Raw genomic sequence first — 20,893 nt, forward strand, 5'->3', positions numbered from 1 at the left:
GAATAATTCAAGTGAATTTGTTTGAAAGAAGAACTTTAAAAGCTTTATTTTCACCCGATAAAATACCCATAAAACAAGAGGAAGCTCAAATGAGCTTCCTCTTGTGAAAAATTGTGGGACAGCAATGCCTTGTAGGCCTCTCTTTCTTTGCAGCATGCGATTAAGCGATTGGTGGTGTGTAAGTACCATCTGCAATTGAAGCTTTAATACGCTCTGCTTCTGCCAGTACAAGTGCCAGCAGGTTTTTCACGTTGTCTAGTGTTGCAACCGGGCTTAACGTGGTCATTTTCAATGACTGAACCTGACCCACTTTGGTTACACCAATATTGGCTTCACCACGCGCAAACAATTCATCTGCGACGTTCTGGTTCAAGGCATCGACAAATTCAGCCGGATAGCCTTCAGGCACCACACGGAACAATACCGATGCAAATTGCGGCTCTACCAGCAGCTCAAGACCATCTGTTGCTTTAATATAAGCAGCAACATCACGGGTTAAATCCACACCATGATCGATCATTGAACCATAAAGCTCTTCGCCCAATGCTTCAACTGTCATCCACAATTTCAAGGCATCAAAACGACGCGTGGTTTGCAGTGACTTCGATACCAGGTTTGGTACGCCATGTTCTTCATCATAAGCAGAGTTCAGATACTCAGCTTCATAATGCATGAAACGGTAGTTGGCTTCGTCTTTTAACAAGAACGCACCACATGAAATGGTCTGGAAATAATGCTTGTGGAAATCAAGCGTCACAGAATCCGACAATTCGATGCCATCGAGCATAGAACGATAGTCATTCGACAGAATCAGTGCACCACCCCACGCCGCGTCAATGTGCATCCACGCGCCATATTTGTTGGTGATTTCACGAATTTCTTTTAATGGATCAATCGCGCCCGCATCGGTTGTACCTGCAGTTGCCACCACACATGCCACAATTTTGCCTTCAGACTGAAGGTGTGCCATGGTTTTCTCAAGTGCAACCACATCCATCTGTGCATTGTCATTCACAGGAACGGTAACCACAGACTGGAAGCCCATGCCCATCATCGCCATGTTCTTTTGCACAGAGAAGTGTGCGTTTTCAGAACAGATAACTTTGACATTACGCATTGCATCCGCCGGTACACCATCACGCTGCACTGACCACGGCTTGCCGTTTTCATCTTTCCAGTTTTTCGCGATGCAGGCATCACGCGCCAGCAGTACACCCATCAGGTTAGACTGCGTACCACCTGAAGTGAATACACCGGCCTGACCTGAACCGTAACCGACTTTTTGGCGTAACCAGTCAATCAGCTGCACTTCCATTAATGAACCGGCCGGGCTTTGATCCCATGAGTCCATGGACTGGTTAGTGGCGTTAATTAACACTTCTGCGATCTGGCTGGCCACCATGGTTGGACAGTGCAAATGCGCCAGTGAATGCGGATGGTGAACTTTCAAGCTCTTGTTCAGGAACAGCTCGACCATACGCTCTAAAGATTTCTGTACACCCAGACCTTCTTTCGATGGATTGAATGAAATGGCACTGCGTAGCTCTTTAATGCTACCACCGGTGTACATTTTATCGTTTTGCAACCATGCTGCGACAGCTTTTGTCGCCTGGTCCATTGCTGACTCATAGTCAGCAATAGATTGAGCATCATTGCAGAGTAAGGCTTTACGATGTTCTGCAAAATCTACCATGTATTATGCGCCTCGTACTGCTTTCAGTGCTTCAGCCACAGCTTTCTTGAAGCGGGCAATCACTTCTACACATTCTTCCTGATTAATGATCAGCGGGCAAAGTAAACGGATTACCGTACCACCACGACCGCCTTTTTCTAACAACAGTTTGTTGTCAAAACATGCAGCCTGAATTGCAGCAGCCAGTTGTGAATCTGCAGGATAAGCACCTAAACGGTCTTTTTCCTGACGCTCATCTACAATTTCAACACCAATCATTAAACCGCGGCCACGTACGTTACCGATACATAGGAATTCAACTGCCAGTTTTTTCAGTTCAGCTTGCAGGAAGTCGCCACGCTCTTGCGCATTTTGCGCCAGGTTTTGTTCTTTAATGGTGTTGATTGTCGCCAGACCAGTACCCATTGCCAGCTGGTTACCACGGAAAGTACCGGTATGGCCTGCTGGTTGCCAAGCATCAAACTTACGTTTAATCCCTAACACCGCCAGTGGCAAGCTACCACCAACCGCTTTCGACATAACCACTACGTCTGGCTCAATACCAGCATGTTCATAAGCAAACATTTTGCCTGAACGCGCAAAGCCTGCTTGAACTTCGTCAAGAATCAACACGATGTTGTGTTTTTCAGTCACTTCACGGATTTTTTTCAGCCATTTGGTAGGCGCAGTAACCACACCGCCTTCACCCTGAATTGCTTCAAGAATTACAGCAGCCGGTTTAGTAACACCGCTTTCCACATCTTCAATGAAGTTTTCGAAATAGTAAGTCAGTGCATCCACACCTGCTTCACCGCCAAGACCCAACGGGCAACGGTATTCATGTGGATACGGCATAAATTGTACGCCCGGCATTAAACCGTTTACGGCATTCTTGGCAGACAGGTTACCTGTCATTGCCAGCGAACCGTGAGTCATACCGTGGTAGCCACCTGAGAAGCTGATTACAGAGCTACGGCCGGTAAATGTTTTTGCAAGCTTGATTGCTGCTTCTGTTGCATCTGCACCAGATGGACCACAGAACTGCAAGCAATACTCTTCTTTGCCACCTGGCAGGTAAGCAAGAAGCGCTTCAGTAAATGCATCTTTTAAAGGTGTAGTTAAATCTAAAGTATGTAAAGGAAGACCACTCGCGATGGTGTCTTGAATACTTTGAATCACCGCAGGATGATTATGGCCCAAAGCCAATGTACCTGCCCCAGCTAAACAATCCAGGTACGTCGTACCCTCAACATCGGTAACCCAGCAACCTTGTGCCTTCGCTATCGCTAACGGTAATTTACGAGGATAACTACGCACATTCGATTCCATCTGACTTTGGCGAGTCAAGTAGTATTCGTTTGTGGAATTGGTGGCAGGGTTTACAGAAGTAACGCTCATATCGAATTACCATCTCTGATATGGGTTGAAGAAATAAGTCGGGTGACTTGTGGTCCTTTGACTCGGTGCTTTATAAAAATCTAGTTAGATGATCTAGATAATATTCAATAACTAGGAGCGCGATGATACCTAATTTTTCAGGAAAATAAACCGCTTTTGGCATTTTATCGAGCTAATTTTATCGAAAAGTTCTATCGGTCTAACCATTAGATTGAATTATCATCTTACAATGTGACAGCAGAAAGGAAAGCCTGTTCTTTTATGCTTTTTTGTAGCACAGCTAATATTCAGAAAATAAATTTTAAAATTTATTATTAAACAATTAATTATTAACAATAAATATAGATTAAATAATAAGTTAAAATGAAAGAAAAATTAACACTCTTACCACAAATATTTCGTAAAAAGATCACAATTGAGATTTAATATTTCCCTAACGGCTTAGATGGCCAATTTTAAGAATAACAGGACAATTTCATGCGTCTCTTAGCACTTAGCAGTTTTATCCTTGCCAGTACCCTCGCCACAGGCGCATTTGCAGCTCCTGCTGAATCTCTGAATTATAATGTTGTTAATCTTTCAGCAGAGGCTAGCCGTGAAATCTCAAATGATGAAATGCATGCTGTGCTTTATATTGAAAAATCCAACAAACAGCCGGCTGAACTAGCCACTCAAATTAACCAGCTGATGAATCAAGCAATTGCCACAGCACGCAAATATCCAACTGTGAAAATCGAGACTGGGGCACAAAGTACTTACCCTATTTATGACAATGACAACCGTAAATTGAAAGAATGGCGTGGTCGTGCCCAGATTCGTCTAGAATCAAAAGATTTTAAAGCGACATCTCAATTAATTGCTGAATTACAACAGCACTTCCAGACCCAGTCGATTAATTTCAAGGTATCTGACGAAAAGCGTAAAAAAGTTGAAAGCGAACTGATGATTGAAGCCACCAAAAACTTCCAGCAACGCGCACAGGCACTCACCCAGACCTGGAACAAACCGAGTTATCAACTGGTGAACTTAAACCTGAATACTAACAATTATTCACCACAGCCAGTACCGCGTATGGCCATGATGAAATCTGCATCGGCTGATATGGCGGTTCCTGAGCAGGAAGTTGCGGCAGGCGAATCGCAAATGACCGTCAGCGCGAATGGGGCGATTCAGATGAAATAACGATAACTGATTGTGCAATATTCGGTAGCCCTCATCTGCCGAATGTTGTTTAAATCAACTTATAAAACAGTTGGGTGGCTGCTAACTCACCCGTATGACTTAAAGCAAACTGAGGAATCGTGCCAGCTGGCTGAAAACCGTACTTTAAATACAGCTTTTCTGAGACATTGCCTTGAGTTATATCTATGAAATACGCTGATGGAACATTCACCAACGGGCTGATTCCCAAGTAATCACATGAGTATTTTTAGTGGTATTGCTTTTTCCTATTATTTTTCACCACAACGTGCATTTGGAAAAGTCTTAATTTGGATTGCCATTTTAGTGGCATGATCACGGGTGTATGTCGGTGTACACTTCCCAATTGATATGCTCGGTGCATTCTTGGTTGTTTTAATAGTCAATTTGATAGGTTTGCTTTTATGGTGGAAATATTCAGAAAAATTAATGGATGGAATTTTATGGATACATCACCAGTTATTTGGCGTATTGATTCGTAAAAAATGGATTCGATAAATAGAAATCAAAAAATCCCGTTTATACACGGGATTTTTTATTTGCACTTAAAGTATGAATATAAGGATGCTGATCCCAATGTTCTGCATGCGAGTAGATGATACAAATTTGATGATTTGCTTCTTGAATCTGATCTTTATAACGATAATAAGGTAGTTTTTTCACATGCTGCTTATGGTTCACTAAATCAAATGTTTCAATGCCTTTACGTGTAGGAATATATATGTTTTCTACCTGCCCGCACATTTTTTGCTGCATCGCTGATTTGTTTATATAACTGCCTACTTTAGAACCCACCATTACTGAAACGATAATAATAACAATAAAGCTCAACCAAACGAAAGATCGTGGTAATTCAGCACTAAAACTTTTTCTGAAGTTCGCGAATAAAAATAGAAATACCGAACCAAGCCCCAAACATAAAGCATAGGTATAATCTGTAATGAAGATAAAAATTAAACTCAATAACGCTGATCCACATGCAAAGATGCGCATATTTTCGATACTAAATGAATTTAATCTTTCTTCTTTTGACATCTATCTCACTCTTTTACAATAAAAAAAACAGCCCCGAAGGACTGTCTTTTTTTATATACGAAAAATTAATAAATCGCCATATGATTGCGATGGATCATTTCCAGCGAACGTGCTTCACCTAACACCTGATGCACTTTGTCCGAGGCCAGACCTTTAATAATGTCTGCTGAACGCGAGCTAAAGTTGACACGACCTACGGCAATACGGTGACCTTGTGTATCGACACATTCCACCACATCACCACGATCAAAATGCCCTTCCACGGCGCGTACACCGACCGGTAACAGGCTACGATGATTTTCCTTGATGGCTTTTACTGCACCTTCATCTAATACCAGACGGCCTGCGGTTTGCAGATGCGCCGCCAGCCATTGCTGATGTGCAGTGATACGATCATTGTCGGTAATAAACAGCGTACCGAGCATTTCGCCATCCATCAGACGGGCCAGTACATTATCACTTTCACCGCTGGCAATTAAGGTTGGACAACCCGATTTGGCCGCTAAACGCGCTGCACGGACTTTGGTCAGCATACCGCCACGACCAAACTTGCCACCGCCACCGGCCATATCGAACAGGCTTTCATCTAAAGCACGTACGGTATGGAACAGTTTGGCATCCGGATTAGAGCGCGGATCAGAATCAAACATGCCTTGCTGATCGGTCAGGATAATCAACAGATCCGCATGTACCTGTCCGGCCACCATAGCTGCCAGGGTATCGTTATCACCAAAACGGATTTCGTCAGTGGAAACCGTGTCATTTTCATTAATCACCGGAATCACGCGCCAGTCAATCAGGTGCTGCAAGGCATCACATGAATTGAGATAACGGCGACGATCTGCCAGGTCATCATGAGTTAATAACACTTGCGCAGTTTTAATGTCGTGTTTTTCCAGAACGCTGGACCAGGTTTGTACCAGGCCCATTTGACCAATGGCCGCACAAGCCTGAAGACTGGGTAGATCAGTGGGTCGATTCTCTAGTTTCATTCGAACCATGCCTTCAGCCACAGCACCGGAGGACACCAGAATAATCTCGTGTCCTGCATTATGCAGATCTGCAATCTGATTCGCCCAATGCGAAATTGCATCCAGATCTAAGCCTTTCCCGTTTGCTGTGAGTAAAGATGATCCGATTTTAACAACGATTCGTTTACAACCCTGGAGCTGACGTTGCCCATCTACCACTTCTATCATCTTGTCCTCAGTTACTCTTCATCAAGAGCTTAACGTACGTAATATACTTCCATTTCGCCATCATCTTCATCGTCATCATCGAAGTCATCGCCCTGACCCGCCAGACGTTGCTGACGACGCATTTCACGATAAGCTTCTTTAGCGGCGATGGTTTGCTCGCGTGTTTCAGCTTCAAGCTGGTCACGGAAGGCTTTCATTTCTGCTGCATAGTCTGGATCTTCAACTTCGCGTTCGCGTTGCTGTTCAATCTGATCCATCAGGTAGTACACCACTTCTTTGGTACCTTCAGACATTAGGCCCGAGGTCTGGAATACCGGACCCTCCCATTGCAGTTCTTCCAGAATATGTTTACACCATTCTTCGCGTGAATCTTCCGGTAATTGGTCGAGCTTGTTCAGCACCAAGACTACTGGCAGTTTGGCCAGCGTTGGCGAGAATTTTTCCAGCTCGTTCAAAATGGCACGGGCATTGTGTGCCGGATCTGAACCATCAATTGGCTGTACATCGACAATGTGCAGCAGAATACGGGTACGCGCTAGGTGCTTCAGGAAGCGAATCCCTAAACCAGCCCCTTCTGCGGCGCCTTCAATCAGACCTGGAATATCGGCCATCACAAAAGAACGATGACGATCGGCATCGACCACACCCAGGTTTGGCACCATGGTGGTAAACGGATAGTCTGCAACTTTTGGTTTTGCTGCCGATACTGCACGAATAAAGGTTGATTTACCGGCGTTTGGCATACCCAGTAAGCCAACATCTGCCAGCACTTTCAGCTCTAAACGGATTTCGCGGAATTCACCTTTCACACCTGTGGTAAATTTACGCGGGGTACGGTTAGTCGATGATTTGAAGTGAGTATTCCCCAAACCACCATCACCGCCCTGGGCAACCAGTACTTTCTGACCGTCTTCGACCAGGTCAGCAATAATGTCACCAGAATCTGTATCTACAATCGTGGTGCCTACCGGTACTTTCAGCACCACAGATTCACCACCACGGCCAGCACAGTTTGCGCCTGCACCATTTTTACCGCGCTCAGCACGGAATTTACGGGTATAACGATAATCTACGAGTGTACTGGTGTCGTCATCGGCCTGAATATAAATGCTACCGCCACGACCACCATCACCACCATCTGGACCACCAAATGGTACGAATTTTTCACGGCGAAAACTGGCTACGCCATTGCCACCGTCGCCAGCCTCTACGGTAATGACTGCTTCATCAACAAAGCGCATCTTGCCAATCCTCTAAAAACTTTAAAACCGCCTATTCTGCCATATTTTAAAGGATTTCTCGAATAATTTATGCAGCAAATCTATTGTGCTCACAATTCTTTTTACAATTTGTGTGTCGCTGTCTAAAAAGCATGACTAGCCAAAAATCTGGCAGCGCTTATTTTTTTCCAAGCATGATATTCAGCAATCAAATGATTGTTTTTTCTTATTTCTATTTTCAGTCCACAACACCTATAGTGTGCTACTCGCCGACTTGAGAAATTGTTATGTCCTCCCCAACCGCCACGCCAGTGCTGTCCCCTCAATTTGTATTACTGATGGCGTTGGCCTGTGGCCTTTGTGCCGGTTCTGCCTATTTTAACCAGCCACTCATTTATTCAATTGAAAAAAGTCTGGGCATTAGCACCAGTCAAGCCGGCTTTGCCGTAGTGGTCGCGCAAATTGGTTATGGTTTAGGACTTATGCTGCTGGTGCCACTGGGTGATTTACTCAATAAACGCAAGCTAATTGTTAGCCTGATGGTCTTCGCGGCAATTTCACAAATCCTGCTGTCTTTGAGCAGCAGCCTGTCTGGACTGTATTTCTTTACCTTATGTGCCACTTTTGGTGCGATTTCCGCGCAGGTGTTAATTCCGTTTGCCTCGACCATTAGTCCGCCGGAATCGAGTGCTGCCATTGTCGGTAAACTGATGAGTGGTCTGGTAATGGGGATTATTCTGTCGCGCACCTTTGCCGGTTTTGTATCGACTTACTGGTCATGGGAAGGTGTGTATTTATCTAGCGGAATACTGACCTTGGGCTTTGCCCTGCTGATGTGGCACAAACTGCCGAATACCGAGCCACAATCCGGTTTAACGGTGATGGGAATTTACCGTTCCTTATTTAAACTGGCGCAGCATCATCCGCATTTAATTCGCCGCGCCTGTGCCGGTGCCTTGGGCTTTGGCATTTTGTCGATGGTCTTTACCTCAATGACCTTTGTCTTGGGCAGCGCGCCTTATCATTTTAGTGATTTTGAAATTGGCCTGTTTGGCTTACTTGGCGTGATCGGGATTTATTCGGCCAGCTGGTCGGGGAAAACCGTGGGACAAGGCAAGGAAAATCTGGTTGCAACGCTATGTATTTCCCTGATGCTGTTGTCCTGTATTCCGCTGTTTTTTGCCCAGCAGAATATTGTGGTCTACGCGATTGGGGTACTGATGAGCTATTTTGGCCTGACCGCATTTCACGTATTAAACCAGAACCTGGTCTATCGGATTGATATTAAAGCGCGTTCAAGAATTAATGCGGTATATATGACCATTTACTTTTCAGGGGCAGCCATTGGTTCACTCGGTGCGGTGTATGCCTGGGAACATTTTGAATGGATTGGCTGTGTGGCACTTGGACTAGTCTTTGCGCTTGGTATTTTAGTGATTGACCGTTTTGATTTTAAAAAGATGAAACAGGCTTAAAATATTTTGATTCATCACTGCTCATGACTCATTCATAAGATAAATCCTGCAAGTTCCTTCTCCCTTTGGGAGAAGGCTAGGATGAGGGGCTGTTATGCTGAATGAGAAGTTTAAACTAGCTTATAAAAATATTTCTTTTTATTATTGTTGATCAATTGCATAGCGCATTAACTTCTGACCTAACGCGATAAAAGTATGACCCATTTCTTTTCCAAGCCTAGATACTCGATAATCAATAAACTCGATATTTTTCGACGTTAACCTCCGCGAATAGCTTGAATATAATCCTATTCTTTTATGATTAAATTATTTAATCCTATCCTTTAAGCTTTGATCTCCAGTCGTGTCTTCCAGAAATTGAAAATGAGCCCAACATGTTTGTGCTTAAGTTATGGAATTCGGCTATGAAATAAAAGTCAAAATAATGGCATAGACCACTAAAAGTGATGCGGCCAGATGTTCAGAGGGTTTCATTATTGCTTCCCCACCCGCAACTTAATGTCTATTTTGAAACACGCGCTTTATTCTCTAAAATCTCCGGCAAACTACGCTCTACCCATCCAATCAAGTAATTCAACTTTTCAGACGCTTGCGAACCCAAAATCGTCAGCTGATATTCTACTTTTGGTGGCACAACTGGATAAACCGTTCTTAAAATAAAACCATCTTGTTCCAGCATTTTTAAAGTCTGCGCTAACATTTTCTCGCTTACCCCTTCAATGCGCTGCTTTAACTCGCTAAAACGATGTACACCATCACTTAAACAGCGCAGAACCAATACCGACCATTTATTGGTTAAGTGTTCCAAAATTTCACGCGATGGACAATCTGTGGATAAAACCTGACCAAGCAATTTACTGGTTTCATAAGCTGACATAAAAATCTTTCCTGTGGGTAATAGGCTTACTTTTTTGGTACTTACTTACATTTAGTAAGTTATCAGATTAGTATTTAACCATCAAGATTATTTTTCAAACAATGTTGGAGTGAGATATGAATATTGCGATTACAGGTGCAACCGGTCAGTTGGGTCAATTGGTGATCCACCATCTTTTCAATTTAAGTTCAGAACATCACCTTATTGCATTAGTCCGTAATATTGAAAAAGCCCAGGCACAATTACCGAAAGGCATCGAAATCCGCCATTTCGACTACGACAAGCCTGAAAGTTTAACGACTGCGTTATTGGGCGTGGATAAGTTACTTTTAATTTCAGCCAATGAAATTGGCCGTCGTACGGCACAACACCAGGCTGTGATTGAAGCCGCCCAGGCGAGTCAAGTTCCTTATATTGCCTATACCAGTTTGTTAAATGCAGATCACTCCAGTTTAGGCTTGGCACAGGAACATCGTGAAACTGAAAAATTGATTCAAGAAAGTGGATTGAGCTATACCCTGCTTCGCAACAACTGGTATATCGAGAACTATTTGGGTGGCTTAACCCAAGAGATCCAACATGGCACAATATATGGTGCAAGTGGGGATGGTCAAATTAGTGCCGCGTCTCGTGACGAATATGCTGAAGCAATTGCACGTGTATTACTCACGGATACCCATCTGAATAAAACCTATGAGTTGGCATCAAGCCAAAGCTTTACTAAGGCTGATCTTGCTCAAGCCATCTCCGAGGTGAGTCAACAACCAGTGCAGTACAATAACTTAAGCCCTGAAGCCTTTGAGCAACTGTTGCTACAGGTGGGCTTAGATGAGGATTTTGCCAGTTTCTTGGCGGATGTCGATGCTCAAACCCAAGATGGCGTCATGTATAGCCAAAGCCAGGATTTGCAAACATTACTGGGACGTCCAACCGCAAGTATTACAAGCATTTTGCAGAAACTGATCTAAAGTCAGCTTCAGTTTATGGATGGATCTGGCTCAGTTTCAGATCCATTTTCATATCCAGATTGGCATGTGTGCGTCGCTCAACATTACGCATCGTGGCATTAAAACCGGAAACTTTCTGCAAGGTCATTGGATCATTCAGATTTAATTGCAGCGCAAATTGATGCAGCAAGCGAACCTTTAACAGCTCATGAAATTCCAGACCGACCGGGCCATTAAATAAAATCTTCACTGGCAGCCGATAGGTGCGCTGCAAATGAAACGGCACACTCATTTTAATTGGAATATCCAGCTGTAACGGCAGTTTGGGCAATAACGGATTCTGATAGATTAAATCGGTGCTGGTCTGTAATGGCATCAGCTGATCAATTTGAATATGGGTTTTATAGTCCACTTTTACATCAATCGGTGTGGTGACCACAAATTGCAGATTGGCCGGATATTTGCCTTCTAATGGCAATTGCACCTGCTGATCCAGCTGAATTTCAGTATCTAAATGGCCTTGGGTATGCGCCTGTAAATAATTGCCGACCTCAATATGAGTGGGTAAATCTTCCGGTAACAACAGCCGTGCTTTTTGGGCATTCACATACATCGAGGCCTGAATATTTAAGTACAGCCAGAATAGAAATGCGACCAGCGCAGCCACAATCAAGCCCAACACAAGCTGATGGCGAAGTGAAGAAAACATCTTGCACGCTCCTCTACTCGACCATTTGTACAGTAGTCTGTGGCTGCGCCGTTTCGGCCGTCGCCAGACGAATACTGTTTAAAGGAATATTCAGCTCACCCTGCTCAATCTTAATTGGCAAGGTATTTTTTACATCCACCGAGGCCTTCAGCGCGGTTTGAATTGGCACATTTAAATGACCTTGTACCGGAATCTGGGTATTCAGTGTGGTTTTTAATGGAATATTCAGGTTTTCTTTTAATACAGTTTTTACCGGCGCATTAAATTTTAAATGGACTTTTTGCGCCAGCGGCACATCCATATAAATGGGGACATCCAGCACAATGGGAATGGTGCCTTTGAGCGGCAAACTGATGTCTTTACCCATTAACCTGACTTTGACCTGGGTATCAACCGCCAAGGGCTGGTTAATTTTTAGGGTTTCCCGCACCGGAATGGTGGTACGAATTGGGACATGCGTATCAAAATACACCCGTGGATTTAAGGTTTGGGTCAGCGGAATATCCAGATTTTCCTGAATGGGAATAACCGCATTGACCCGGCCACTGACATCGACATCCAGTGCATCATGAATTTTAACTTCGGCTTGGAGTGCTTCCTGCAAATCAATATTGACCTGCTGGTTTTCGAGCGGAATATAAATCTGAAAATGCCGAAAAATCCATAAGGCAATTGCTACACCTACCATGGCTGCCAGCACCATCAAGATTATGCCGCGGAGCATCAATCTGTTTGGCAACGGTTTATCCTATCTGTCATTTTTGTTTTTCTCGACAGAAATTGTGCCCAAAAACCGTGATACGGTTTGCAATTTTTTGTATAGCATCTTTGCTTATTATTTTAATGGAAGATAAAAAAAGAGCCTCAAATGAGGCTCTTTCTGATCTGCACTACAAATTAAGCACTTGTTTCAGCAGGAACTTTTGGATAGCTTACGCCACCCATCTGTTCAGCGATACGCAGTACCTGGCAGCTATAGCCAACTTCGTTGTCGTACCATACATAAGCCGTTAAACGGTTACCTGAAGTGATGGTTGCTTGCGCGTCGAATACACCTGCAGTACGTGAACCGATGAAGTCAGAAGATACCACTTCAGTCGAGTTGGTATAACCGATCTGACCTTGCAGGTTCGAGCTGATTGAGATTTGACGGATGTATTCGTTCACTTCGTCACGCTCAACTTCTTTCTCAAGCGTCAGGTTCAGAATCGCCAGTGATACGTTTGGTGTTGGAACACGTACAGAGTTACCGGTTAACTTGCCTTTCAGCGCTGGAAGTGCTTTCGCCACTGCTTTCGCTGCGCCAGTTTCAGTAATTACCATGTTCAATGTCGCAGCACGGCCACGACGGTCAGCTTTGTGGTAGTTGTCGATCAGGTTCTGGTCGTTAGTGAACGAGTGAACTGTTTCAACGTGACCGTTAAGCACCTTGTATTTGTCGTCTAACACTTTCAAGGTTGGCGTGATTGCGTTTGTAGTACAGCTTGCTGCAGAGATGATGGCATCTTCATCCAGAATGTCGCCCTGGTTTACACCATAAACAACGTTCTTCATGTCACCTTTACCAGGTGCAGTCAGAATGACACGTGCTGCGCCTGGGCATTGCAGGTGCTGAGCCAGACCGTCAGCATCACGCCATTTACCGGTGTTGTCGATTACCAGTGCATTGTTAATACCGTATGCAGTGTAATCTACTTCAGACGGGTTAGAAGCATAGATCACTTTAATGAACTGACCATTCGCAATGATTGCTTCGTTTTCTTCATCAACAGAAATGGTGCCAGAGAATGGACCATGGATCGAGTCACGACGTAATAAAGACGCACGTTTTTCCAAATCACCATCTGCAGATTTACGCACTACGATGGCTTTTAAGTTCAAGCCACGGCCAAGACCAGACTGACCAATCATTAAACGTGCCAGGATACGACCGATACGACCGAAACCGTAAAGTACAACATCACGGCCTTCTACAGAAGTTGGACGACCTTCAACCGCTTTGACTGCAGCTGCTACAAATGCATCTGCATCGCCGCCTTGCTCTTTAAAGGCAACCGCAAGTTTACCCAGGTCGATTTCAGCAGTACCAATGTTTTCAACTTTTGCTAATGCTTCAAGAATCGGGAAAGTGTGTACAACTGAAAGCTCAACGTCCATCATACGCGTGAAACGGTGTGCTTTTAAAATCTGAATCACTGAACGGTTAACTAAAGAACGTCCAAATACTGAAACAACAATATTTTTCTCACGGTACAGCTTACCGATCAAAGCGATCATTTGTTCCGCGATTTCTTCACGGTTTTTCCAGCGACCTTGGTGCTCTGCGTGTAGGGCGATGATAGTCTCTTTGCTCACAGATACGTCCTCTAATTAATTGTATATCTAGGCATAAAATTCAAAACCCGACAATTGTAATGGAATTGGCGGCAAGATTGAATCAAAAGCTGTCTAAGACCGCTCTATTTTGCTATATATTCAGTATAAATTTGCAAAATAGTTGTAATTATTTTTATGATTTCGCTCCTAAATCTTTAAAAACCGCTATTTTTCATATAAAAAAGAGCAAGTTATCTGTTTGTTGCTTTATCAGACAAGTTTTACCGACTGATAACAATATTTTTTTGCTATTCCAGCCGGTCCTGATAGTTCTGGACATTTTTTTGCAAGGCCCGTTCCTGCCGTTTCTGTTTCAGTACATGCAGTACACCTTCAATCACCAGCAGCAATACCGCCAGCCAGATTGGAATATAGGTCAGCCATTCATCGGCTTCAACACGCTCGCCCAGCATCATCGAGGCGAAAGCCAGCAACACCGGTTCCAGATAGCTAAGCAAACCAAAAATCACAAAAGGCAAATAACGGCTGGCCAGAATATAACTGCCCAAACCTAAGGCACTTAAAAAGCCCAGTCCCAGCACAGCCCAGATCAGATGCGAGTAATTCAACAGCAATGCCATGCTGTCGCTATAAACAAAGCCCAGATAAAACGCGACTGGTAAAATCAGGAACAGATCCCACCAGAAACCGCCTAAATTGTCGGTTTTAAACTGACGGCGTAAAAAGAAATACAAAGGATAAGCTAGCGCCACATACACAGTTTCCCAGGCCACACTGCCAATGCGCCAGATTTCATGTCCGACGCCCAGTACGGCTAGCGCCACCGCCAGCATTTGCCAGCTGGACAGTTTTTCCTTATACAGCACACAGCCAACCAGCACCATCACCAGTGGCAACAGGAAATAACCGAGCGACACTTCCAGACCACGGCCGTTAATTGGCCCCCATAAAAACAGCCACAGTTGCGTGGTACATAAGAACGAACTGATCAGCAGCCACAGCAATAAAAGCGGCTGTTGTAGCACCCGCCTGAAAATCTCGGCCACATGCTTTAAATCACCACTCCACCACATAAACAGGGTGATAAAAGGCAAGGTGGACAGCATGCGCCAGGCAAAAGTTTCTTCACTGTCTAAAGGTTGCAGAAACTGGGTATAGAAATACAGCACACCAAAAGTGATGGATGCCAATACAGACAAAGCAACGCCTTTATACATCTTTCACTCCTGATCTTTGCCGAGCGCTGATTATACTCAGTTCATCTCCGGAAAACTCTGTTCGTGTATGAATTATTGACCGAAAAATAAAAAAACCATGCCGGAGCATGGTGTATTTTTAGTAGGAGATTGCTTTAACGGGCTGTCTGTTTGGTGTGAATAATATCATCCAGGTTATAGCCTAAAGACTTGGCATATTCGAGATATTCATTGATCACTTCGGGATTGGCCTGCGGGGTACGCGACAACACCCACATATATTTGCGATGTGGCTCACCGACCAGCACGGTCTGATAATCTTCATCCAGTTTTAGCACCCAGTAATCACCGCGACCAATTGGCATCCAGCGGATAAATTCTGGCAGGAAGCTGACTTTCAGTTTGGTATTAAACGGCGCATTTTGTACAAAGGCTTCACCAATAGAGACGGTTTGTTCGCCATTTTTGGTGATACAGCGATTATCGACCTTGATATTGCCATTTTCATTTAAGGTATAGGTCGCCGTGACATCCCTATCACATTTATTCTGGAAGGACATCGGTTTACGTGCCACCTCATACCAGACCCCTAGGTAACGATCCAATTCCACTTTTTCAACGGTGGGTAGTGGCTCTTTCTGGGCATAAGCCATGGTGGCCAGCCCTAAACCGACCAGCACTGCCCCGCCTACGGCAATTTTTGCCAATTTATAACTCGCTTTAGGGAGATTATTCGTTTTCATCAGGTCACCTTATACCTTCAATATTGTTCTGGAGTTCTCAGCATACTTGGCTAAATTAACGGTAAATTCAGGTATTTACTGTTGTGTTATGTAAGGAGTTTTTTAACAGTTCCCACACTTTTCTTTACTGCAGCATTTGTGCCTTCAAACGAATAATTTCATCACGCAGACGTGCGGCCTGTTCAAACTGCAATTCTTTTGAGGCTTTGAGCATCTCTTTTTCCAGCTTGGCCACATGCTTGGCAAACAGTTTCGGGTCCGACACGATATGCCGTTCATCCGCGGTTAATGCCAAGGTTTGTGCTGCCATCTGCTCATCAATTACATCTTCTTCCAGCACCTCGCCGGTATCAATTTCTTTAATGACCTGACGCACAGCACTGCGCGGAGTAATACCATGTAGCTGGTTAAATTCAATTTGCTTGGCACGGCGACGTTCAGTTTCATCAATGGCTTTTTGCATGGAATCGGTTATCCGGTCGGCATATAAAATTGCTTTGCCGGCAATATTCCGCGCAGCACGACCAATAGTCTGAATCAGCGAACGTTCGGAACGCAGGAAGCCTTCCTTGTCGGCATCCAGAATCGCCACCAGCGAGACTTCTGGCATATCCAGACCTTCACGCAGCAGGTTAATCCCCACCAGCACATCATAAATTCCGGTACGCAGCTCATGAATAATCTTGACCCGCTCGACCGTATCAATATCGGAATGCAGATAGGCCACTTTAATGCCGTATTCTTTTAAATAGGAACTTAAATCTTCGGCCATGCGCTTGGTTAAGGTCGTGACCAGAACCCGTTCGTTTTTATCTTTACGCAGGTTAATTTCCGACAGGACATCATCGACCTGGGTCAGCACCGGACGGATTTCAATTTCCGGATCAATCAGACCGGTTGGACGCACCACCTGCTCTACAATCTGCTCGGCTTTTTCCAGTTCATACTGCGCCGGTGTGGCACTGACATAAATAGTGCTTGGAATAATCCGTTCCCATTCTTCAAATTTCATTGGCCGGTTATCCAGCGCACTTGGCAAACGGAAACCATAATTGACCAGGTTTTCCTTACGCGAACGGTCACCTTTATACATGGCGCCAATTTGTGGCACGGTAACATGCGACTCATCAATAATCAGCAAGGCATCATCCGGCACATAGTCAAACAGGGTCGGTGGCGCTTCACCGGCCGGACGACCGGATAAATGACGGGAATAGTTTTCAATGCCATTGGTATAGCCGAGCTGCTGCATCATTTCCAGATCATAACGGGTACGCTGCTCAATACGCTGTGCTTCCAGCAGCTTGTCATGTGCACGGAAAAAGCCTAAACGCTCTTTCAGTTCTTCACGAATGGTTTCAATGGCGCGCTGCAGATGGTCTTTAGGCGTGACATAGTGGCTTTTCGGGTAGATGGTGACGCGTGGCACTTTGCGGATCATTTTGCCGGTCAGCGGATCAAACCAGCGGATCGAATCAACCTCATCATCAAACAGTTCAATCCGGATGGCATTCTGCTCTGATTCTGCCGGGAAAATATCAATAATTTCACCGCGAATCCGGTAGGTCCCGCGCAAAAATTCCAGTTCATTGCGGCTATATTGCATTTCTACCAGCCGGCGGATGATGTCTTCACGTTGAATCCGGTCGCCCTGCACCACATGCAACAACATGCTCATATAGGCATTCGGATCACCCAGACCGTAAATAGCCGATACCGATGCCACAATAATCGAGTCACGACGTTCCAGTAATGCCCGCGTCGCCGACAGTCGCATCTGGTCAATGTGATCATTAATGGCAGCATCTTTTTCAATAAAGGTATCGGAAGATGGCACATAGGCTTCCGGCTGATAGTAGTCATAATAACTGACAAAATATTCAACCGAGTTATGCGGGAAAAAGGCTTTAAATTCGCCGTAGAGCTGGGCCGCCAGAGTCTTGTTATGCGCCATCACAATAGTTGGCCGCTGTAACTGGGCAATCACGTTGGCCATGGTATAGGTCTTGCCGGAACCGGTTACCCCCAGCAGCAACTGATCATGCATGCCCTTTTGAATTCCCCGCACCAGCTTTTCAATGGCCTGCGGCTGATCTCCAGCAGGTTGATAATGGGTAACCAATTCAAAAGGTTGATGATCACTCACGGATAGCGTACTCATACAGATCGAAAAAAATAGTCTAACAGATTCAGCCTATTATCTGGCTTCAGATTGTAATTTTTGTACACTTTCTTGTCACCGGCAGCATCGGCAAGGTTCTGTTTTTAGTCCGCAGTGCAACTGAAATAAAGACCTTCACCCGCTGCTGTTTGGCACACTCTCACCAGACATACCCAGATCAAAGCAAAATCTTCATGTGAAACAGAAAAACACCCTCGTCTTGTGCTTTTTCACTTGATTCTGCCCCGCTTCACGGGCAACATGAACACAAGGGATCACATAGATTTAATGACAATGACTTACCGATATCATGATGAAAGTATTATTAAAAGCTTGCCTGAAGATACGATTTTTGTCTTTGGCAGTAATCTGGCGGGTGATCATGCCGGCGGTGCAGCGCGCACTGCCCTGCAACACTTTGGCGCCGTGCGCGGCGTAGGGCGTGGCTGGGCCGGACAAAGCTTTGCCATTCCAACCATGAACGAGCATTTGCAGCAAATGCCGCTGTCGCAAATTCAGCACTATATAGATGACTTTAAAACCTATACCAAAAATCATCCGAAAATGAAGTATTTTCTGACTTCAATTGGCTGTGGTATTGCCGGTTATAAAGTCGAGGAAATCGCCCCGATGTTTAAAGGCATTTCCCACAATGTGATTTTCCCGGCCTCCTTCCGGCCTTTTGTCGAGAAATCTTTACCGAAACTGAACCAGCATTTTCTGCATACCATTTTTCGTGATCCGGTGATTTTTGCCAGCAATCCGGATGAGCTGATTGAAGTACTGGCTTTAAATGACAATGAAAAAAGTCTGGCTAAAATTTTGCTGAATACCCAGATGTACCCGACCGACAGCAATGGCCGTGACCGGATTTTTGAAATTGAAGATATTTTATATGGCCTGAAAGGCAAGGTCTTCGAATGGCAAAGCAACTCTGAAGGTTCCATGCTGTTTGGCGGGGTGATTCTAGCCTTACTGGAACTGTATAGTATTAATGAACAGGATTTTGCCGAAGTCTGGCATGGTCAACGTGAAATTACCCCACCGCGTCCGGCGCATCGGGCCAAAAAATAATCCCTCTTTTTAATACCAGAGCAGCCGGCCACTGAGCCGGCTGCTTTTTAATTCAGTGATGTAAATCACACTTATAAAAATAAACACAATTCTTATCACATAATAAAAACTTGATTATAATTCTATTTTTCATTCACTAGAATAATCGAGCTTCAGACTATGACAATACTGGACACGCCTGTTTTTACCCTTGCGCCGATTGCCCTGTGGCTGGAAGACTTTAGTGAAATTAAAAAACAGTTTGAGCTGTGGCGCGCACAAGGCATTCAGGATTTACGTGGCTATTTACTGGAAGATCCAAGCCGTGTCATTGAATGTGCCCGTAAAATTAAAATTCTGAGCGTAAACCAGAAAACCCTGGAACTGTATGAAGCCCAAGATCTGCAGCATTTAATTAGCAACCTGGAGCAGATTTTTAAAGGTGATATGGCCAGTACCCATATTGATGAGCTGATCAGCTTGTGGGAAGGTCAAACCGAATTTTCCAGTCAGGCGGTCAATTACAGCCTGAACGGTAAACGGCTGGATATCCAGTTACGCGGCACCGTAGTCCCTTCACATGAGCATGACCTGTCTTTGGTGCTGGTCAGTACCGAAAACATTACCCCTTATACCGCAGCGCGCCGGCAGGCAGATCAGCAGCGTTTACTGGCTGAATCGCGCTTTGTCTATTCTCCCACCTCCTTGTGGGTGGAAGATTTTAGCCGGATTAAAAGCCGGCTCGATCAGCTGCGCCATTTGGGCATAGATGATTTCAATACCTTTTTAGATGTGCATCCGGATTTTATCCAGCAATGTATCCGCGATGTACTGATTATTGATGTCAATCAGGCCACGCTGGATTTATTTGGCGCCCCGGACAAAAACACCCTGCTGCAAAATATTCATAAAATTTTTGCCGGTGAAATGCAGCATACGTTCAGGGAACAGCTGATCGAGCTCTGGAACGGCAATATTCACCATCAGCGTGAAGCCATCAATTATGCGCTGGATGGCAGCATCCGCCATGTATTGCTGCAATTTACCGTATTTCCCGGCTATGAAGAGGACTGGAGCACGGTTCAGGTGGCCTTGACCGATATTACCGCGCGTAAAAAAGCCGAAAACTATCTGGAATATCTGGGCAAGCATGATGTGCTGACCAAGCTTTTGAATCGCTCGCATTATACTGAAGAAGTGAATCGTTTAGAGCGCAGCAGTCTGCGGCCTGTGTCCAGTATCTATATTGATATGAATGGCTTAAAAGTTGTGAATGATGCCTTTGGCCATGATAGCGGTGATGATCTGCTCAGACGCACCGGTGAACTGCTGAATCAGCTTGTCCAGAATACCCAGTACAGTGCCTGCCGCATTGGTGGTGATGAATTTGTGATTTTGCTGCCGGGTGCCGATGAGATTGCCCTGCACAACTGTTTGGCAGGCTTGCAGGAACTGCTGTTAATTGACAGTCAGTTTCATGGTAATCAGATGCTGAATCAGTCGATTGGGTCTGCGACCACACTACCACAGGAAAGTATTGAAGAGATGCTAAAACGCGCCGATCAGGCCATGTACACCCAAAAACGCGCCTATTATGTCCAGTTTGACCGGCGTGAAACCCAGGATTAAACCCATCAAGCGCCCATAAAAAATGCCACAGAACGTGGCATT

At 44.7% G+C, this 20,893-nt stretch carries 17 protein-coding genes; 5 read left to right on the plus strand and 12 right to left on the minus strand.

The features are described from left to right. Positions 1–160: 160 nt before the first annotated feature. Together FTT68_RS09500 and FTT68_RS09505 are read right to left on the minus strand one after the other, a co-directional pair. Entirely contained in the window at positions 161–1,693 is a 1,533-nt protein-coding gene (locus FTT68_RS09500; protein ID WP_005176744.1) for an aspartate aminotransferase family protein, read from the minus strand. A gap of 3 nt (positions 1,694–1,696) precedes the next feature. Beyond that, positions 1,697–3,070 carry a diaminobutyrate--2-oxoglutarate transaminase gene (locus tag FTT68_RS09505; protein WP_180175297.1) on the minus strand — a complete coding sequence of 458 codons (1,374 nt, stop codon included), beginning with the start codon at positions 3,068–3,070 and terminating at the stop codon, positions 1,697–1,699. Between the two features lie 477 nt (positions 3,071–3,547). On the opposite strand from FTT68_RS09505, the gene FTT68_RS09510 reads away from it, so the two are divergent. Further along, a complete protein-coding gene (locus tag FTT68_RS09510; RefSeq protein WP_168406710.1) occupies positions 3,548–4,252 on the plus strand; it encodes an SIMPL domain-containing protein in 705 nt (234 codons plus the stop codon). A gap of 537 nt (positions 4,253–4,789) precedes the next feature. Here the strand turns inward: FTT68_RS09510 and FTT68_RS09515 are convergent. The 3 genes from FTT68_RS09515 to cgtA all read right to left on the minus strand — a co-directional run bounded on the left by FTT68_RS09515 (position 4,790) and on the right by cgtA (position 7,745). Beyond that, a complete protein-coding gene (locus FTT68_RS09515; protein WP_168406711.1) occupies positions 4,790–5,305 on the minus strand; it encodes a hypothetical protein in 516 nt (171 codons plus the stop codon). 65 nt (positions 5,306–5,370) lie between these two features. Beyond that, a complete protein-coding gene (gene proB / locus FTT68_RS09520) occupies positions 5,371–6,504 on the minus strand; it encodes a glutamate 5-kinase (RefSeq protein WP_180175298.1) in 1,134 nt (377 codons plus the stop codon). A 29-nt stretch (positions 6,505–6,533) separates the two neighbouring features. Then, a complete protein-coding gene (gene cgtA, locus FTT68_RS09525; protein ID WP_016660051.1) occupies positions 6,534–7,745 on the minus strand; it encodes an Obg family GTPase CgtA in 1,212 nt (403 codons plus the stop codon). Between the two features lie 266 nt (positions 7,746–8,011). Between cgtA and FTT68_RS09530 the strand changes: the two genes are divergently transcribed. Next, a complete protein-coding gene (locus tag FTT68_RS09530; RefSeq protein WP_160241468.1) occupies positions 8,012–9,199 on the plus strand; it encodes an MFS transporter in 1,188 nt (395 codons plus the stop codon). Between the two features lie 502 nt (positions 9,200–9,701). Here the strand turns inward: FTT68_RS09530 and FTT68_RS09535 are convergent. Next, the gene (locus FTT68_RS09535) at positions 9,702–10,076 is read right to left on the minus strand and encodes a helix-turn-helix domain-containing protein (RefSeq protein WP_016660049.1); all 375 of its coding nucleotides are present in this window, start codon (positions 10,074–10,076) and stop codon (positions 9,702–9,704) included. A 116-nt stretch (positions 10,077–10,192) separates the two neighbouring features. Here FTT68_RS09535 and FTT68_RS09540 point away from each other — a divergent pair, with 116 nt between their 5' ends. Continuing rightward, positions 10,193–11,044 carry an SDR family oxidoreductase gene (locus FTT68_RS09540; RefSeq protein ID WP_180175299.1) on the plus strand — a complete coding sequence of 284 codons (852 nt, stop codon included), beginning with the start codon at positions 10,193–10,195 and terminating at the stop codon, positions 11,042–11,044. Positions 11,045–11,057: 13 nt separating this feature from the next. Here FTT68_RS09540 and FTT68_RS09545 read toward each other — a convergent pair whose 3' ends face one another. From FTT68_RS09545 to uvrB, 6 genes are all read right to left on the minus strand, one after another. Further along, positions 11,058–11,732 (minus strand): hypothetical protein, encoded by a 675-nt coding sequence (locus FTT68_RS09545; RefSeq protein ID WP_180175300.1) that lies wholly within the window; start codon positions 11,730–11,732, stop codon positions 11,058–11,060. A gap of 13 nt (positions 11,733–11,745) precedes the next feature. Beyond that, the gene (locus tag FTT68_RS09550) at positions 11,746–12,456 is read right to left on the minus strand and encodes a hypothetical protein (RefSeq protein WP_035362956.1); all 711 of its coding nucleotides are present in this window, start codon (positions 12,454–12,456) and stop codon (positions 11,746–11,748) included. A 173-nt stretch (positions 12,457–12,629) separates the two neighbouring features. Continuing rightward, the gene (locus FTT68_RS09555) at positions 12,630–14,087 is read right to left on the minus strand and encodes a glyceraldehyde-3-phosphate dehydrogenase (protein ID WP_180057451.1); all 1,458 of its coding nucleotides are present in this window, start codon (positions 14,085–14,087) and stop codon (positions 12,630–12,632) included. Positions 14,088–14,356: 269 nt separating this feature from the next. Continuing rightward, a complete protein-coding gene (gene rarD / locus FTT68_RS09560; RefSeq protein WP_005176706.1) occupies positions 14,357–15,286 on the minus strand; it encodes an EamA family transporter RarD in 930 nt (309 codons plus the stop codon). A gap of 134 nt (positions 15,287–15,420) precedes the next feature. After that, positions 15,421–16,008, minus strand: a complete 588-nt coding sequence (locus FTT68_RS09565) for a lipocalin family protein (RefSeq protein ID WP_005176705.1) — start codon at positions 16,006–16,008, stop codon at positions 15,421–15,423. Between the two features lie 124 nt (positions 16,009–16,132). After that, complete coding sequence (uvrB, locus tag FTT68_RS09570; protein ID WP_045795108.1) at positions 16,133–18,154, minus strand: excinuclease ABC subunit UvrB; 2,022 nt, start codon at positions 18,152–18,154, stop codon at positions 16,133–16,135. Between the two features lie 309 nt (positions 18,155–18,463). Between uvrB and FTT68_RS09575 the strand changes: the two genes are divergently transcribed. Continuing rightward, positions 18,464–19,243 carry a hypothetical protein gene (locus FTT68_RS09575; protein ID WP_016660041.1) on the plus strand — a complete coding sequence of 260 codons (780 nt, stop codon included), beginning with the start codon at positions 18,464–18,466 and terminating at the stop codon, positions 19,241–19,243. Between the two features lie 159 nt (positions 19,244–19,402). Beyond that, positions 19,403–20,851: a sensor domain-containing diguanylate cyclase gene (locus tag FTT68_RS09580; RefSeq protein WP_180175301.1), complete on the plus strand. Its 1,449-nt coding sequence runs from the start codon at positions 19,403–19,405 to the stop codon at positions 20,849–20,851. Positions 20,852–20,893: the final 42 nt, after the last annotated feature.

The organism is Acinetobacter sp. Q85-2 (assembly GCF_013420555.1).
Lineage (GTDB): Bacteria > Pseudomonadota > Gammaproteobacteria > Pseudomonadales > Moraxellaceae > Acinetobacter > Acinetobacter indicus.

Bases quoted from the DNA above. Each gene is read 5' to 3' on its own strand.
- proB (WP_180175298.1), bottom strand. From the start codon at position 6,504: ATGATAGAAGTGGTAGATGGGCAACGTCAGCTCCAGGGTTGTAAACGA.
- FTT68_RS09505 (WP_180175297.1), bottom strand. From the start codon at position 3,070: ATGAGCGTTACTTCTGTAAACCCTGCCACCAATTCCACAAACGAATAC.
- rarD (WP_005176706.1), bottom strand. From the start codon at position 15,286: ATGTATAAAGGCGTTGCTTTGTCTGTATTGGCATCCATCACTTTTGGT.
- FTT68_RS09510 (WP_168406710.1), top strand. From the start codon at position 3,548: ATGCGTCTCTTAGCACTTAGCAGTTTTATCCTTGCCAGTACCCTCGCC.
- FTT68_RS09535 (WP_016660049.1), bottom strand. From the start codon at position 10,076: ATGTCAGCTTATGAAACCAGTAAATTGCTTGGTCAGGTTTTATCCACA.
- FTT68_RS09530 (WP_160241468.1), top strand. From the start codon at position 8,012: ATGTCCTCCCCAACCGCCACGCCAGTGCTGTCCCCTCAATTTGTATTA.
- FTT68_RS09545 (WP_180175300.1), bottom strand. From the start codon at position 11,732: ATGTTTTCTTCACTTCGCCATCAGCTTGTGTTGGGCTTGATTGTGGCT.
- FTT68_RS09565 (WP_005176705.1), bottom strand. From the start codon at position 16,008: ATGAAAACGAATAATCTCCCTAAAGCGAGTTATAAATTGGCAAAAATT.
- FTT68_RS09580 (WP_180175301.1), top strand. From the start codon at position 19,403: ATGACAATACTGGACACGCCTGTTTTTACCCTTGCGCCGATTGCCCTG.
- FTT68_RS09540 (WP_180175299.1), top strand. From the start codon at position 10,193: ATGAATATTGCGATTACAGGTGCAACCGGTCAGTTGGGTCAATTGGTG.
- FTT68_RS09500 (WP_005176744.1), bottom strand. From the start codon at position 1,693: ATGGTAGATTTTGCAGAACATCGTAAAGCCTTACTCTGCAATGATGCT.
- FTT68_RS09515 (WP_168406711.1), bottom strand. From the start codon at position 5,305: ATGTCAAAAGAAGAAAGATTAAATTCATTTAGTATCGAAAATATGCGC.
- FTT68_RS09550 (WP_035362956.1), bottom strand. From the start codon at position 12,456: ATGCTCCGCGGCATAATCTTGATGGTGCTGGCAGCCATGGTAGGTGTA.
- FTT68_RS09575 (WP_016660041.1), top strand. From the start codon at position 18,464: ATGACTTACCGATATCATGATGAAAGTATTATTAAAAGCTTGCCTGAA.
- cgtA (WP_016660051.1), bottom strand. From the start codon at position 7,745: ATGCGCTTTGTTGATGAAGCAGTCATTACCGTAGAGGCTGGCGACGGT.